The organism is Streptomyces sp. NPDC052020 (assembly GCF_040680575.1).
Taxonomy (GTDB): domain Bacteria; phylum Actinomycetota; class Actinomycetes; order Streptomycetales; family Streptomycetaceae; genus Streptomyces.
This window is the reverse complement of the sequence record NZ_JBFAWY010000024.1, coordinates 77,232-92,269: the sequence shown is the minus strand read 5'-3', so window position 1 is coordinate 92,269 and position 15,038 is coordinate 77,232. Positions and strand designations below refer to the sequence as shown.

13 protein-coding genes are annotated in these 15,038 nt (G+C 72.2%); 3 read left to right on the top strand and 10 right to left on the bottom strand.

The features are described 5' to 3' along the window. Position 1 precedes the first annotated feature (1 nt). Together purE and AB0L74_RS23665 are read right to left on the bottom strand one after the other, a co-directional pair. Positions 2-526 carry a 5-(carboxyamino)imidazole ribonucleotide mutase gene (gene purE / locus AB0L74_RS23670; RefSeq protein ID WP_365655693.1) on the bottom strand — a complete coding sequence of 175 codons (525 nt, stop codon included), beginning with the start codon at positions 524-526 and terminating at the stop codon, positions 2-4. Next, the gene (locus AB0L74_RS23665) at positions 523-1,683 is read right to left on the bottom strand and encodes a 5-(carboxyamino)imidazole ribonucleotide synthase (RefSeq protein ID WP_365655690.1); all 1,161 of its coding nucleotides are present in this window, start codon (positions 1,681-1,683) and stop codon (positions 523-525) included. Before AB0L74_RS23665 ends, purE begins: the two co-directional genes overlap by 4 nt. A 154-nt stretch (positions 1,684-1,837) precedes the next feature. On the opposite strand from AB0L74_RS23665, the gene AB0L74_RS23660 reads away from it, so the two are divergent. Further along, positions 1,838-2,440 (top strand): GtrA family protein, encoded by a 603-nt coding sequence (locus tag AB0L74_RS23660; protein ID WP_365655687.1) that lies wholly within the window; start codon positions 1,838-1,840, stop codon positions 2,438-2,440. Between the two features lie 88 nt (positions 2,441-2,528). Here the strand turns inward: AB0L74_RS23660 and AB0L74_RS23655 are convergent, their stop codons facing one another. Together AB0L74_RS23655 and AB0L74_RS23650 are read right to left on the bottom strand one after the other, a co-directional pair. Then, positions 2,529-3,797: an ATP-binding protein gene (locus AB0L74_RS23655; protein ID WP_365655684.1), complete on the bottom strand. Its 1,269-nt coding sequence runs from the start codon at positions 3,795-3,797 to the stop codon at positions 2,529-2,531. Positions 3,798-3,856: 59 nt separating this feature from the next. Then, complete coding sequence (locus AB0L74_RS23650) at positions 3,857-4,534, bottom strand: response regulator transcription factor (RefSeq protein ID WP_358782430.1); 678 nt, start codon at positions 4,532-4,534, stop codon at positions 3,857-3,859. Positions 4,535-5,067: 533 nt separating this feature from the next. On the opposite strand from AB0L74_RS23650, the gene AB0L74_RS23645 reads away from it, so the two are divergent. Beyond that, entirely contained in the window at positions 5,068-6,606 is a 1,539-nt protein-coding gene (locus tag AB0L74_RS23645; RefSeq protein ID WP_365655680.1) for an oligopeptide:H+ symporter, read from the top strand. Positions 6,607-6,826: 220 nt separating this feature from the next. Here AB0L74_RS23645 and AB0L74_RS23640 read toward each other — a convergent pair whose 3' ends face one another. Together AB0L74_RS23640 and AB0L74_RS23635 are read right to left on the bottom strand one after the other, a co-directional pair. Beyond that, positions 6,827-7,399, bottom strand: coding sequence for an ATP-binding protein (locus tag AB0L74_RS23640; protein WP_365655677.1), 573 nt, complete (start codon positions 7,397-7,399; stop codon positions 6,827-6,829). Between the two features lie 236 nt (positions 7,400-7,635). After that, positions 7,636-8,013, bottom strand: coding sequence for an STAS domain-containing protein (locus tag AB0L74_RS23635; RefSeq protein WP_365655674.1), 378 nt, complete (start codon positions 8,011-8,013; stop codon positions 7,636-7,638). Positions 8,014-8,252: 239 nt separating this feature from the next. Here AB0L74_RS23635 and AB0L74_RS23630 point away from each other — a divergent pair, with 239 nt between their 5' ends. Beyond that, positions 8,253-9,179: an RNA polymerase sigma factor SigF gene (locus AB0L74_RS23630; protein WP_044381987.1), complete on the top strand. Its 927-nt coding sequence runs from the start codon at positions 8,253-8,255 to the stop codon at positions 9,177-9,179. Positions 9,180-9,269: 90 nt separating this feature from the next. Here the strand turns inward: AB0L74_RS23630 and hutI are convergent, their stop codons facing one another. Genes hutI through hutU form a run of 4 tightly spaced genes read right to left on the bottom strand, consistent with a single transcriptional unit; the run spans position 9,270 to position 14,825 of the window. After that, positions 9,270-10,445 carry an imidazolonepropionase gene (hutI, locus tag AB0L74_RS23625; RefSeq protein ID WP_365655670.1) on the bottom strand — a complete coding sequence of 392 codons (1,176 nt, stop codon included), beginning with the start codon at positions 10,443-10,445 and terminating at the stop codon, positions 9,270-9,272. Between the two features lie 35 nt (positions 10,446-10,480). Next, entirely contained in the window at positions 10,481-11,905 is a 1,425-nt protein-coding gene (locus AB0L74_RS23620) for a formimidoylglutamate deiminase (protein ID WP_365655777.1), read from the bottom strand. Beyond that, complete coding sequence (locus tag AB0L74_RS23615; RefSeq protein ID WP_365655667.1) at positions 11,896-13,113, bottom strand: allantoate amidohydrolase; 1,218 nt, start codon at positions 13,111-13,113, stop codon at positions 11,896-11,898. Before AB0L74_RS23615 ends, AB0L74_RS23620 begins: the two co-directional genes overlap by 10 nt. After that, positions 13,110-14,825: a urocanate hydratase gene (hutU, locus tag AB0L74_RS23610; RefSeq protein ID WP_365655664.1), complete on the bottom strand. Its 1,716-nt coding sequence runs from the start codon at positions 14,823-14,825 to the stop codon at positions 13,110-13,112. The genes AB0L74_RS23615 and hutU overlap by 4 nt, the downstream gene beginning before the upstream one ends. Between the last annotated feature and the right edge of the window lie 213 nt (positions 14,826-15,038).

The window sequence follows — 15,038 nt, the reverse complement described above, 5'->3', positions numbered from 1 at the left end:
GTCACTTCCCGAAGCCGAAGCCGGACCCGGCCCCCTCGGCCTTGGACCGCAGGCGGCGGCCCTTCTCGGTGGCCTGGTCGTTCAGCTCCTGCTGGAACTCGCGCATCCGGGCGAGCAGCTCCTCGTCGTGCGCGGCGAGCATGCGGGCGGCGAGGAGACCGGCGTTGCGGGCACCGCCCACGGAGACGGTCGCGACGGGGACGCCGGCCGGCATCTGCACGATGGACAGCAGGCTGTCCATGCCGTCCAGGTACTTCAGCGGCACGGGCACGCCGATCACCGGCAGCGGGGTGACGGAGGCGAGCATGCCGGGCAGGTGGGCGGCGCCGCCCGCACCGGCGATGATCGCCTTCAGGCCGCGGTCGGCCGCCTGCTCGCCGTACGCGATCATCTCGCGCGGCATGCGGTGCGCGGAGACGACGTCGACCTCGTAGGCGATCTCGAACTCGTCGAGGGCCTTGGCGGCGGCCTCCATCACCGGCCAGTCGGAGTCCGACCCCATGACGATGCCAACAACGGGGCTCATTCGGTGATGGTCCCTCTCAGGTAACCGGCAGCGTGACGGGCGCGCTCCAGCACGTCGTCCAGGTCGTCGCCGTAGGTGTTGACGTGGCCGACCTTGCGGCCGGGCTTCACGTCCTTGCCGTACATGTGAATCTTGAGCTGGGGGTCGCGGGCCATGCAGTGCAGGTACGCGGAGTACATGTCCGGGAAGTCGCCGCCCAGGACGTTGACCATGACGGTCCACGGGGCGCGCGGGCGCGGGTCGCCGAGCGGGAGGTCGAGCACGGCCCGGACGTGGTTGGCGAACTGGGAGGTGATCGCGCCGTCCATCGACCAGTGACCGGAATTGTGCGGTCGCATCGCCAGCTCGTTGACGAGGATCCGCCCGTCGCGGGTCTGGAACAGCTCGACGGCGAGGTGGCCGACGACGCCCAGCTCCTTGGCGATGTCCAGCGCCATCCGCTCGGCCTGGAGGGCCAGGGCCGGGTCGAGGTCGGGCGCGGGGGCGATGACGGTGTCGCAGACGCCGTCGACCTGGCGGGACTCGACCACCGGGTACGCCACGGCCTGGCCGTGCGGGGAGCGGACGACGTTGGCGGCGAGCTCGCGGACGAAGTCGACCTTCTCCTCCGCGAGGACGGGCACACCGGCCCGGAAGGGCTCGGCGGCCTCCTCGACGGAGTCGACGACCCAGACCCCCTTGCCGTCGTAGCCGCCGCGCACCGTCTTCAGGACGACGGGGAAGCCGTCGCCCTCGGCGCCTTCGGGCAGGCCCTCCCTGGCGAAGGCGGCCACGTCGGCCGGGTCCGCCACGATGCGGTGCCGCGGGCAGGGCACGCCGATCGCGTCGAGCCTGGCCCGCATCACGCCCTTGTCCTGGGCGTGCACGAGCGCGTCCGGACCCGGGCGCACGGGGATGCCGTCCGCCTCCAGGGCCCTGAGATGCTCGGTCGGGACATGCTCGTGATCGAAGGTGATCACATCGCAGCCACGTGCGAACGCGCGCAGGGTCTCCAGATCGCGATAGTCGCCGACGACGACATCGTTCACGACCTGGGCCGCGGAGTCCTGAGGAGTGTCACTGAGGAGCTTGAACCTGATGCCCAGCGGGATGCCCGCCTCGTGTGTCATACGAGCGAGCTGGCCCCCGCCGACCATACCGACTACCGGGAACGTCACACCCCTAGCGTATCGGCCACGGAGGACCGGCCGGTCGCCCGGCCGGTTCGCCCCCCTCCGTCCGGGATCCGCCCTCGTCCGCAGGAAGATCGGGTCCGCGGGTGGTTAGCATGGCTGGGTTGACGCCGACCGACGGACGGGGGCCTGCACGACCATGGGACGCGGTTCCTCGGGGTGTCCCCCGACGCCCCCGGCAGTATCCCGCGGGCCGGTGCGGCAGCGCATCGACCGGCTCGTGCGCGAGGCCGCCAAGTTCGGCGCGGTGGGCGGAGCGGGTCTGCTCGTCAACCTGCTCGTGTTCAACCTGGTGCGGCACACGACCGACCTCCAGGTGGTCCGGGCCAGCGTGGTCGCGACCGTCGTCGCGATCGTCTTCAACTACCTGGGCTTCCGCTACTTCACGTACCGGGACCGCGACAAGGGCGGCCGTACGAAGGAGATGACGCTGTTCCTGCTGTTCAGCGCGGCCGGGCTCGTGATCGAGAACGGCGTGCTGTACACGGCGACGTACGGTTTCGGCTGGGACAGCCCGTTGCAGAGCAACGTCTTCAAGTTCCTGGGCATCGGCATCGCCACACTGTTCCGCTTCTGGTCGTACCGCACCTGGGTCTTCCGCGCCCTGCCCGCCCGCGAGACGGTGACCCGCGCGGAATCGTTCCTGGAGCCCGGGCGCCCGGCGGGGGCCCGTCCCGGTGACGGCCACGGCACGGGCCGCCGCCCGGGAGCGGGCCGGGTGGGCGCCGGGCGCCGGCAGTAGCGGGCCCGGCCGTAGCGGGCGCGGGCCGGGGCTGGACCCCGCAGCGGGACCCGCCGCCGCGCCGGCCGGGTGGCTCCGGCCGGACCGGTCAGCGGACCGTGTGGGCCGCGTCCGTCTTCTTCGGGGGCGGGGTGCGGGACAGGAACAGGCCGAAGACCGCGGGCTTGGTCTGGAGCAGCTCCAGGCGGCCGCCGTCGGCCTCCGCCAGGTCGCGGGCGACCGCCAGGCCGATGCCCGTCGAGTTCCGGCCGCTGATCGTCCGCTCGAAGATGCGCGCGCCGAGGTCGGCGGGGACGCCCTGCCCCTCGTCCGTCACCTCCACGACCGCCTGGTTCCCGGTGACCCGGGTCCGCAGGGCCACCGTGCCGCCGCCGTGCATGAGGGAGTTCTCGATCAGCGCGGCCAGCACCTGGGCCACCGCGCCGGGCGTGCCCACGGCCTCCATGTGCCGCTTGCCGGAGGAGACGATGGCGCGGCCCGCGCTGCGGTAGGCGGGGCGCCACTCGGCGATCTGCTGCTGGATGACGTCGTCCAGGTCGAAGGTGACCGCGGAGCCGTTGCGCGGGTCGCGGGAGTTGGTCAGCAGCCTCTCCACCACGTCCGTCAGCCGCTCCACCTGCGACAGCGCGATCGTCGCCTCCTCCTTCACCGTCTCCGGGTCGTCGGTGAGGGTGATCTCCTCCAGCCGCATCGACAGCGCGGTCAGCGGTGTGCGCAGCTGGTGGGAGGCGTCGGCGGCCAGGCGACGCTCGGCGGTGAGCATGCGGGCGATGCGCTCGGCTGAGGCGTCCAGGACGTCCGCGACCCGGTCCAGCTCCGGGACGCCGTACCGCTTGTGCCGCGGGCGCGGGTCGCCCGAGCCGAGGCGTTCGGCGGTCTCGGCGAGGTCGGTGAGGGGGGAGGCGAGGCGGTTGGCCTGGCGCACGGCCAGCAGCACCGCCGCGATCACCGCGAGCAGCGCCACCAGCCCGATGATGACCAGGGTCCGGCCGACCTCGCGGGTCACCGAGGAGCGCGGTTCCTCGACGACGACCGTCTCGCCCTCCTCGCCGGTGGTCTTGCCGCGGATGACCTCGCCGTCCGGCTTGTCGCCGATCTCGATGACCGGCCTGCCCGGGATGCGGATGACGGCGTACCGGTCGTCCGCCACCTGCTGCCGCAGGATGTCCGGGTCGACCCGCCCGGTGCCCAGGAGCCGGCTGTCCACGATGCTGGCCAGCCGGGCCGCCTCCAGGTCGACCTTCTCCTGGGCGGTGCTGCTGATCGTCCGGGTCTCGACGATGACGAGGGAGACGCCGAAGACGGCGATCACGACGAGCACCACGGCGAGCGTGGACTGGATCAGTCGACGGCGCATGTCCTCTTACCCACGTTACCCACGGCTCTCCCGGGGCCCGGTCCGTCCCGGGCTCCGGCTCAGTTCTTCTCGAAGCGGAAGCCCACGCCGCGCACGGTGGCGATGTACCGCGGGTTGGCCGCGTCGTCCCCCAGCTTCTTGCGCAGCCAGGAGATGTGCATGTCGAGGGTCTTGGTCGACGACCACCAGGTGGTGTCCCAGACCTCGCGCATCAGCTGGTCGCGGGTGACGACCCGGCCGGCGTCGCGCACCAGCACCCGCAGCAGGTCGAACTCCTTCGCGGTGAGCTGGAGCTCCTCGTCGCCCATCCAGGCGCGGTGCGACTCGACGTCGATGCGGACCCCGTGCGTCGCGGGCGGCTGCTGCGGCTCGGCGGAACCGCGCCGCAGCAGGGCCCGGACGCGGGCGAGCAGCTCGGCGAGGCGGAAGGGCTTGGTGACGTAGTCGTCGGCGCCCGCGTCCAGCCCGACGACGGTGTCCACCTCGTCGGCGCGCGCGGTCAGGATGAGGATCGGCACGGTGTGGCCCTCGGCACGCAGCCGGCGGGCGACCTCCAGGCCGTCCATGCCGGGCAGCCCCAGGTCGAGTACGACCAGGTCCACGCCGCCCTGCATCCCGGCGTCGAGTGCGGCGGGTCCGTCCTCACGCACCTCGACCTCGTACCCTTCCCGGCGCAGTGCGCGGGCCAGCGGCTCCGAGATGGACGCGTCGTCCTCGGCGAGCAGTACACGGGTCATGAGGTGATGGTAGTCCGCTCGGCCCAACGGCCGAGGTGAGATGCGTGCGGTCGTTCTTACCTTCGGACAAGCCGGGCACGCGGCTCCCGCACCCGACCCGCCGCCGCGGGCGTACCCTCGAAGTGAGCCTGCGGGTGTGCGATGCCATCCTGATAACCACCTTGGAAAGGGCCTCCGTGGTTCCGGAATCACCTGTGATCCATGTCTCAAGTCCTTCCATACCGGGCGGTGTCCTGCCGTATGGTGAACCAACGCCTGTAGCACCACGGGGACCTTTGGCGGCATACGACGCTGAAGGTCTCTTTTGTGTGCGGGCTGGTCCGAGATCAGCCTGACAAGGAATGACCTGTGGCCGGGCCTCACCGCGCAGCGCCGCGCACCGAGGCGTGGATCCCGGTGGTCACCGTCCGCCGCCCCGTGATCCGGGGCGGGTGCCCCGTAGGCGTGGGGTGGACGGCCCAGCCGCCGGTGCCGGCTTTCCCCACCGGGCGCGCATCGCCTATGGAGCGCGTCCCGACCAGCAAGGAACGACCATGGCGTCCAGCCTGACGAAGGACTCGGTCCGCCCGGGCACCCCCGGTTCCGAGAAGACCTTCTTCGGCCACCCCCGGGGACTGGCCACCCTCTTCATGACCGAGATGTGGGAGCGCTTCAGCTTCTACGGCATGAGGGCCCTGCTTGTCGTCTATCTGCTCTCCGGCGGCCCTGACGCCAAGGAAGGCAGCATGGGCGGCGGGCTCGGCATGGATCTCGCCACCACGACCGCGATCTACTCGGTCTACCTGTCGATGGTGTACCTGCTCGCCATGCCCGGCGGCTGGCTGGGCGACCGGGTCTGGGGCCCCCGCAAGACGGTGGCCATCGCCGCCCTCACGATCATGGCGGGCCATCTGGTGCTGGCGCTGCCGGGCGGCCAGGCGCCGTTCTTCGCCGGTCTGGCACTGGTCGCGCTGGGTTCCGGCCTGCTGAAGGCCAACATCTCCACGATGGTCGGCCACCTCTACGACGGTCCGGACGACCCGCGCCGCGACGGTGGCTTCACCATCTTCTACATGGGCATCAACATGGGTGCCTTCTTCGCTCCGCTGATCATCGGCACCGTCGGCCAGAAGGTGAACTGGCACCTCGGCTTCGGCCTGGCGGCCGTGGGCATGGCGATCGGTCTCGCGGCGTTCCTCATCGGCACCCGCAACCTCAGCCCGGAGAGCAGCGTCGTTCCCAAGCCGCTGGCGGCCCAGGAGCGCGCCTCCTGGCTGCGCAAGGGCCTGATCTGGCTGGCCGTCGCGGCCGTCTTCTACGGCATCGTCGGCTTCACCGGCCACTTCACCCTCAACTGGGCGATGATCCCGCTGACCGTGCTCGGCCTGATCATCCCGGCGGGCGTCCTGCTGCGCATCAAGCGCGACAAGGAGCTGTCGGACACCGAGCAGTCGAAGATGACCGGCTACATCTGGTTCTTCGTCGCCGCCGCCGTCTTCTGGATGATCTACGACCAGGGCGGTTCCACGGTCCAGGCGTTCGGTGAGACGAAGGCCGCCGACTCGCTGCTCGGCTTCACCTTCCCCTCCTCCTGGTACCAGTCGCTGAACCCGGTGTTCATCATGGCGCTGGCCCCGGTCTTCGCCTGGATCTGGCTGTGGCTGAACCGCAAGGGCAAGGAGCCCAGCACGGTCGCCAAGTTCGCCGCCGCCTTGTTCATCATCGGCGTGTCGTTCTTCTTCTTCCTGGTCCCGATGACCATGGCCGACGGTGACACGCTGGTCAGCCCGATGTGGCTGGTGGGCATCTACCTCATCCAGACCACCGGTGAGCTCTGCCTCTCGCCGGTCGGCCTGTCGGTGACCACGAAGATGGCCCCGGCGAAGTACGCCAGCCAGATGATGGGCGTGTGGTTCCTCGCGGTCACGGCGGGCGACTCGATCACGAGCCTGCTCTCCAACCCCGCCGTCGGCGGTGTCGACCTGAGCGGCACCGGCGCGGTCGCCGCGGAGGCGGTGCTCGCCGCCATCGCGGGCATCGCGGTCTACATGTACCGCAGGAAGGTCAAGTCGCTCATGGGCGACGTGCGCTGACGCCGGCCGGCGTCAGCCACGCGGTAACGGCGGAAGGGCCGCGCACCTCAGGGTGCGCGGCCCTTCCGCGTGCGGGTTCCGGGTTCTGTGGGCGGGGCGGACGCGGGGTCCCGGGGCGGGTGTCCCGTACGGGGGGTGGAAGACGGCCGTGATCGCGTACGGCGGCGTACCGGAAGACGTCCGTACGCCGCCGTACCGGCGCCCCAGGGGGCGCGGTCGGCTACGCGGGGGCTCCCAGCTCCGCCCAGACCTTCTTGCCGGCGACGCCGGGGGTCCGTACGACGCCCCAGTCCAGGCAGAGCCGCTGCACGATGAACATGCCGTGGCCGCCGGGGCGGCCGGCGCGGTGCGGGGTGCGGGGGGCGGGCTGGCCCGTGCCCCGGTCGGAGACCTCCAGCCGGATCACCTTGCGGTCGCAGCTGATCCGCAGCTCGTCGGGGCCCTCGGCGTGCAGGCAGGCGTTGGTGACCAGCTCGGACACGACGAGCAGGACGTCCTCCGCGGCGGCCCGCTGGTCGGCGGTGGCGGCGGGCAGCCAGCCCCACGCGTACAGCGCCTGGCGGGTGAAGTCGCGGGCGAGGGGGACGACCCCGCTCTCGCCGTCGAAGCTCAGCCGGCGCGCCTGGCGGCCACCGGCCCCGGACGGGTCGGCCGCGTCACCGCCGGCCGCCGCGGTCTCCGTCGCACGGCCGGCGGGCTCCTCGGTCACGGGCACGTCCCCCTCCGGCGCCCCGGAAGCGCCGCTGGGCTCCGGACCGCGGTCGCCCGGCGAGTAGGGCCGGGTGGTGCTCATCAGCGCTTCACCTCACCGATTCACCAGTTCACGTTTCAAAGTCGTACACAGTCGATTACGCAGTACAGCGGTGCGTCCGCCCCGGGCGTCCCGCGTCCGGCAGCCGACGGGTTCAGGTTGTCTCCTGCCCGAGCGGACCGGCGGAACACCCCCGTCTTCGGCAAGAAACCGGGCCGGGGCGAAATTCGCCGGTCACGGGAGCGCGCACGGCACGCCGCGGCCCCGCGGACGGCGGCTCAGCCGGACTTGTCGGCCAGGGCCGCCTCAAGCGTGTCATGGACCGTGAAGACGGCGTCCGCCCCCGTGATCTCGAAGACTCGCGCCACCACCGGCTGCATCCCCACCAGATGTACGCCACCCCCCGCCGCCTCGGCCTTCAACCGCGCGCCCAGCAGGACGTTGAGCCCCGTGGAGTCGCAGAACTCCAGGCGCGAGCAGTCGACGACCAGCCGGTTGAATCCCTTGGTGAGGCAGTCCTCCAGTGGCTCCCGCAACAGGTCGGCGGTGTGGTGATCCAGCTCACCCGCCGGGGTCACGACGGCACTGGGGCCCTCTTCCCGCACCTCCACCAGAAGCCGGCCAGACTGTGTACTGCCGACCGTCCCGCGGTCCATGCCGTCTCTCTCTCCCGACGTCGTGACTGCTTGCTGACGCCCCTGAACACTACGCCTTCCCTCCGCTCTTCGACACCCGAACAACTACACACAAACGGACATATGTCCACAGAACACACTTGCGGTGGGCTCGGTAAAGCGGGTAGGGCTAGTACGGACACGTAACCGACACGGCCGGCTTTGGAGGCGCCGCACACCGCAGTGCACGTACTGGCTTCGGCAGCCGTATGCCGAGAACGATGGAGGACATCATGTCACCCCGGCTCGACGGATCGCGTACCCACAAAGCGACGTCGACACCCCCTCCGGAACATCTGGATCCCATCGAGCAGCAGGACGAAGGTGCCGCGTACGACGGCGCACTCGCCGGGCTTCCGGACATCCCCGCGTACGACGAGGTGGCTCCGGCGGACGCCCGAGCCCTGTCCAAGACCCTCTTCGAGCGGCTGGAGTCGCTGGAGGAAGGCACCTACGACTACGCGTACGTCCGCAACACGCTGGTCGAACTCAATCTCGCCCTGGTGAAGTTCGCGGCCTCCCGTTTCCGCTCGCGCAGCGAGCCGATGGAGGACATCATCCAGGTCGGTACGATCGGCCTGATCAAGGCGATCGACCGCTTCGAACTCTCCCGCGGCGTGGAGTTCCCGACGTTCGCGATGCCGACCATCATCGGCGAGATCAAGCGTTTCTTCCGCGACACCTCGTGGTCCGTGCGGGTTCCGCGCCGGCTCCAGGAGCTCCGGCTCGACCTGGCCAAGGCCGGTGACGAGCTGGCCCAGCAGCTCGACCGCTCCCCGACCGTGGCCGAACTGGCCGAGCGCCTCGGCATCTCCAACGAGGAGGTGGTCGAGGGCATGGCGGCCTCGAACGCGTACACCGCCTCCTCGCTGGACGCCCAGCCGGAGGAGGACGACAGCGAGGGCACGCTCGCGGACCGGATCGGCTACGAGGACCACGGGCTCGAAGGCATCGAGTACGTCGAGTCCCTGAAGCCGCTGATCGCCGAACTCCCCTCCCGGGACCGGAAGATCCTCTCCCTGCGTTTCGTCGCCGGCATGACCCAGTCCGAGATCGGCGACGAGCTCGGCATCTCCCAGATGCACGTCTCGCGGCTGCTGTCGCGCACGCTGGTGCGGCTGCGCAAGGGGCTCACGGTCGAGGAGTGACCCCGGCGCCCGCAGTGGCGTACGCATGTCCTTCGCGCTCCCAGGGGGGGCGGCCCGGTGGCGGGCCGCCCCCCCTGGGGGCCGCGCGGGTCAGACCACGCGTTCGCCGCGCCGCCACACGCCCGCCACCAGCGGCACCCCGGGCCGGTACGCCAGGTGGACGTGGCTCGGGGCGTCGAGGAGCGTCAGATCGGCGTACGCGCCCGGGGCGAGGCGGCCGATGTCGGTGCGGCGCAGGGCCGCCGCGCCGCCCGCCGTGGCCGACCACACCGCCTCGTCCGGGGTCATCCCCATCTCCCGTACCGCGAGCGCGACGCAGAAGGGGACGGACGAGGTGAAGGACGAGCCGGGGTTGCAGTCGGTGGACAGGGCGACCGTGACGCCGGCGTCGAGGAGGCGGCGGGCGTCGGGCCACTCGGCGCGGGTGGAGAACTCGGCTCCGGGGAGCAGGGTGGCGACCGTACGGCTGTTCGCCAGGGCGTCGACGTCGGCGTCGGTGAGATGGGTGCAGTGGTCGGCGCTGGCGGCGTCGAGTTCCACGGCGAGCCGAACGCCGGGGCCGTGGGTGAGCTGGTTGGCGTGGACGCGCGGGTGCAGGCCCCTGGCCTTGCCCGCCGTGAGGATCGCGCGCGCCTGGTCGCCGTCGAAGGCGCCCTTCTCGCAGAACACGTCGATCCAGCGGGCGTGCGGGGCGCAGGCGTCGAGCATCTCGCCGGTGACCAGGGCGACGTAGGCGGCCGGGTCGTCGGCGAAGTCCGGGGAGACGATGTGCGCGCCGAGGTAGGTGACCTCCTCGGTGTGGCGGGCGGCGATGCGCAGGGCGCGGGACTCGTCGGCGACCGTCAGACCGTACCCGGACTTGGTCTCGAAGGTGGTCGTGCCCTGGCGGAGGGCCTCGGCGAGGTAACGGGTGAGGTTCTCCTCCAGTTCCGCGTCGGACGCGGCGCGGGTGGCGGCGACGGTGGTGCGGATGCCGCCCGCGCTGTAGGGGCGGCCGGACATGCGGGCGTTGAACTCCTCGGTGCGGTCGCCGGCGAAGACCAGGTGGGAGTGGGAGTCGACGAAGCCGGGCAGGACCGCCCGGCCGCCGGCGTCGATCCGGTTGTCAGTGGCGGGTGCTTTGCTTGATTCACCGGTCCACGCGACGCGGTCGCCGTCGATGACGACGGCCGCGTCCCGGACCAGGCCGAGGGGGGATGTGTCGCCGAGGGAGGGGTCGTTGGTGACCAGTGTGGCGATGTTGGTGATGACGGTGCTGCTGCTCATGGTGTCCTTGGGGGTTCCCGGGGCGGGTGGGGAGGTCAGGCGCGCAGGGCCTCGACGGCCCGCGCGAGGGCACGGGGCACGTCGGGTACGAGGGTGTGCGCCCCGTCGCGTACGACGTGCCGGCCCGCGACGACCGTGTGCCGCACGTCCGCTGCCGTCGCCGCGAATACGGCCGTCTCGGCGCCGAGCCGCGGGGGCGGCCCCGCTGTTCTGACCGAGTCCAGCGCGATGGTCGTCAGGTCGGCGCGGGCACCCGGCTCGATGGTGCCCGCGTCGTCCCAGCCGAGGGCGGCGTGGCCGTCGGCGGTGGCGGCGCGCAGCAGCGCGCCGGCCGTCCAGTGGCCGCGGGTGCGGCTGCGCAGGCGCTCGTTCAGCTCCATGGCGCGCGCTTCTTCCAGCAGGTCGATCACGGCGTGGCTGTCGGTGCCCAGGGAGAGCGGCGACCCGGCCCGCTGGAGGGCGGCGGCGGGGCCGATGCCGTCGGCGAGGTCCCGCTCGGTGGTGGGGCACATGCAGGTGCCGGTGGAGGTGGAGCCGATCAGCGCGATGTCCTCGTCGGTGAGGTGCGTGTTGTGGACGCCGGTGGTGCGGGGGCCGAGCACGCCGTGGTCGGCGAGGAGCCGCGCCGGGGTGCGCCCGTGGGCCTGGCGGCAGGCGTCGTTCTCGGCGGTCTGCTCGGACAGGTGCACATGGAGCGGGGCCCGCCGCTGCTCGGCCCATCGCGCCACGGTCGCCAGCTGGTCCGCGGGCACGGCCCGCACGGAGTGCACGGCGGCCCCGATCCGTGCGTGATCCCGTTCCTTGAGAAGTGAACAGCGTTGCGCCCAGGACTCCGCGGTCCCGTCGGAGAAGCGGAGCTGGTGGGCGTTGGGGGGCTGCCCGAAGCCGGCGGAGAGGTAGCAGGCGTCGAGGAGGGTGATGCGGATGCCGGCTTCGGCGGCGGCCTCGATGAGCGCCTCGCCCATCGCGTTGGGGTCGGCGTAGGGGGTGCCGCCGGGGGCGTGGTGGAGGTAGTGGAACTCGCCGACGGCGGTGATGCCGGCCAGGGCCATCTCGGCGTACACCGCCCGTGCGAGGGCGTGGTACGAGTCGGGGGTCAGCCGGTCGGCGACGGAGTACATGACCTCGCGCCACGCCCAGAACGAGTCCGGCGCCCGCTCGCCGTCCCCGCCGTCCGGTCCCCGCCGCCGCGGGGGTGATCCGGTGCCCGGGCCCGCCTGCGCGGTGCCGCGCAGCGCGCGGTGGAAGGCGTGCGAGTGGGCGTTGGCCAGCCCCGGCAGGGTCAGTCCGCGCAGCACCTCCGCGCCGGGCGGCGGGGTGCCGGCGCCGGTGCGGACGGCGGTGATGCGGCCGTCGCGCGTCTCCAGGACCACGCCGGGCTCGATGGGGGTCTCCCCTGCCCGGGAGAGGGTGCCCGGCCAGGCGTACTCCAACCAGTAGGTCCCCTTGGTCACCGGCAGGCCAGTCCTTCCAGTACGTCGGCGAGGGCGAGCACCCCGGCCACGCAGTCGTCCTCGGCGGCGTACTCGGCCGGGGAGTGCGAGACCCCGGTGGGGTTGCGCACGAACAGCATGGCGGTCGGGACGCGTCCGGAGAGGATCCCGGCGTCGTGTCCCGCGCCGGTGCCGAGGACGGGGACCCGGAGAGCGGTGTCCTTGCCCAGGATGCGGGCGAGTTCGTCGCGCAGGGCGTGGTCGAACTCGACGACGGGGGTGAACGACTCGCACACGACGTCCAGGTCGACGCCGTGGGCGGCGGCGTGCTCGCGGGCGGCCTTCTCGACGCCGGTGACGACCGTGTCCAGGGTCTCCTGGTCGGCGGCGCGGGAGTCGAGCCAGCCGCGCACCAGGGAGGGGATGGCGTTGACGCCGTTGGGCTCCACGGCGATCTTGCCGAAGGTGGCGACGGCGCCGGCCAGGCGGGCCTCGCGGCGGGCGGCGAGGACGGTCTCGGCGTAACCGAGCATGGGGTCGCGCCGGTCGTCGAGGCGGGTGGTTCCGGCGTGGTTGGCCTCGCCGCGGAAGTCGAACCGCCAGCGTCCGTGCGGCCAGATGGCGCTGGCGACGCCGATCCGGTCGCCGGACAGGTCCAGGGCGCGGCCCTGCTCGACGTGGAGTTCGACGAAGGCGCCGATGCGGGCGAGGCGTTCGGGGTCGGCCCCGATGGCGTCGGGGTCGTGTCCGGCGGCCTCCATCGCGCGCGGGAGCGTGACGCCGTCGCCGTCGGTCAGCCGGTGGGCCTGTTCGGGGGTGAGCGCTCCCGCGGTGAGCCGGGAGCCGACGCAGGCGAGGCCGAACCGGGCGCCTTCCTCGTCGCCGAAGTTGACGATGCCGACGGGCCTGGCGAACCGGGCTCCCCTGTGGCGCAGTTCGTCCAGGGCCGCGAAGGCGGACACCACGCCGAGGGGCCCGTCGAAGGCGCCGCCGTCGGGTACGGAGTCCAGGTGGGACCCGGTGACGACGGCGTTCCCCTCGGCCGGGTCCCCGAGCCAGGCCCACTGGTTGCCGTTGCGGTCCAGCTCGTAGGCGAGGCCGCGGTCGCGGGCCTGCTGCTCGAACCAGGCCCGGCACTCGGTGTCGGCGGGCGTCCAGGCGAAGCGGCGGTAGCCGCCGGAGGCGGAGCTGCGGCCGAGCGGCAGCAGCTCCGCCCACATGCTGTGGAAGGTCACGCGCCGTCACCCTCGCGCATGGGGACGCGGACGCCCCGCTCCCGGGCGACGGAGTCCGCGATGTCGTACCCCGCGTCGACGTGCCGGATGACGCCCATGCCGGGGTCGTTGGTGAGGACGCGGCGGATCTTCTCCCCGGCCAGGGCGGTGCCGTCGGCCACCGTCACCTGTCCGGCGTGGATGGAGCGGCCCATGCCGACGCCGCCGCCGTGGTGGATCGAGACCCAGGAGGCGCCGGAGGCCACGTTGACCATGGCGTTGAGCAGCGGCCAGTCGGCGATGGCGTCGGAGCCGTCGAGCATGGCCTCGGTCTCGCGGTACGGGGAGGCGACGGAGCCGCAGTCGAGGTGGTCGCGGCCGATGACGACGGGCGCGGCCAGTTCACCGCCGGCGACCATGTCGTTGAAGCGCTCGCCGGCCTTGTCCCGCTCGCCGTAGCCCAGCCAGCAGATGCGGGCGGGCAGGCCCTGGAAGTGGACCCGCTCCCCCGCCATCCTGATCCAGCGGGCCAGGGACTCGTTCTCGGGGAACAGTTCCAGGATCGCCTGGTCGGTCTTGGCGATGTCGGCGGGGTCGCCGGACAGGGCGGCCCAGCGGAAGGGGCCCTTGCCCTCGCAGAACAGGGGGCGGATGTAGGCGGGGACGAAGCCGGGGAAGGCGAAGGCCCGGTCGTATCCGGCGAGCCTGGCCTCGCCTCGGATGGAGTTGCCGTAGTCGAAGACCTCGGCGCCGGCGTCCTGGAAGCCGACCATGGCCTCGACGTGCCGGGCCATGGACTCGCGGGCGCGGGTGGTGAAGCCGGCCGGGTCCTTGGCGGCGGCGGCCATGTCCTCGAAGGCGACGCCGAGCGGCAGGTAGGACAGCGGGTCGTGCGCCGAGGTCTGGTCGGTGACGATGTCGATGGGGGCGCCCATGGCCAGCAGTCGCGGGACCAGGTCGGCGGCGTTGCCGAGGACGCCGATGGACAGGGGCTCGCGCCGGTCGCGGGCCTCGGTGGCGAGCCGGAGGGCGTGGTCGAGGGAGTCGGCGCGCACGTCGAGGTAGCGGTGCTCGATGCGGCGGTCGATGGCGCGGGGGTCGCAGTCGACGCAGATCGCGACGCCGTCGTTCATCGTCACGGCGAGGGGCTGGGCGCCGCCCATGCCGCCGAGGCCGGCGGTGAGGGTGATGGTCCCGGCGAGCGTGCCGCCGAAGCGCTTGGCGGCGACGGCGGCGAAGGTCTCGTAGGTGCCCTGGAGGATGCCCTGGGTGCCGATGTAGATCCACGAGCCGGCCGTCATCTGGCCGTACATGGTCAGGCCGAGGGCCTCCAGGCGGCGGAACTCCTCCCAGGTGGCCCAGTCGCCGACCAGGTTGGAGTTGGCGATGAGCACGCGCGGGGCCCATTCGTGGGTCTGCATGACACCGACCGGGCGGCCCGACTGGACGAGCATCGTCTCGTCCTGCTTGAGGGTCTTCAGCGTGCGGACCATGGCGTCGAAGGAACGCCAGTCGCGGGCCGCCTTCCCCGTGCCGCCGTAGACGACGAGCTTGTCGGGGTGTTCGGCGACCTCCGGGTCGAGGTTGTTCCGCAGCATCCGCAGGGCGGCCTCCTGCTGCCAGCCCAGGGCGCTCGGCTCCGTGCCCCGCGGTGCCCGGACACCGCCGGGGGGCGGACCGTAGGAGTCCGTGCCGGGGCGGTGGTGCGAGACGGGTGGGCGGGTTCCTGACATGCTCTGCCTCCTGGTGGCCTGCTCCCGGATCGCGGGCCGCGCGCTGTTGCCGCGACTATTCACATCCTGGACGTGTGAATAGAGCTAGTCAATACAGTCGGCGGTGCGCCGCCGCCGACGCGCGTCGCGGATGCCGGGCCCGGCTGTGTGGCCGGACGGTCGCGGATGTTTGGCCGGACGCGGGGGCGCGGGCGCCGGCGGAACGGGGCAGGG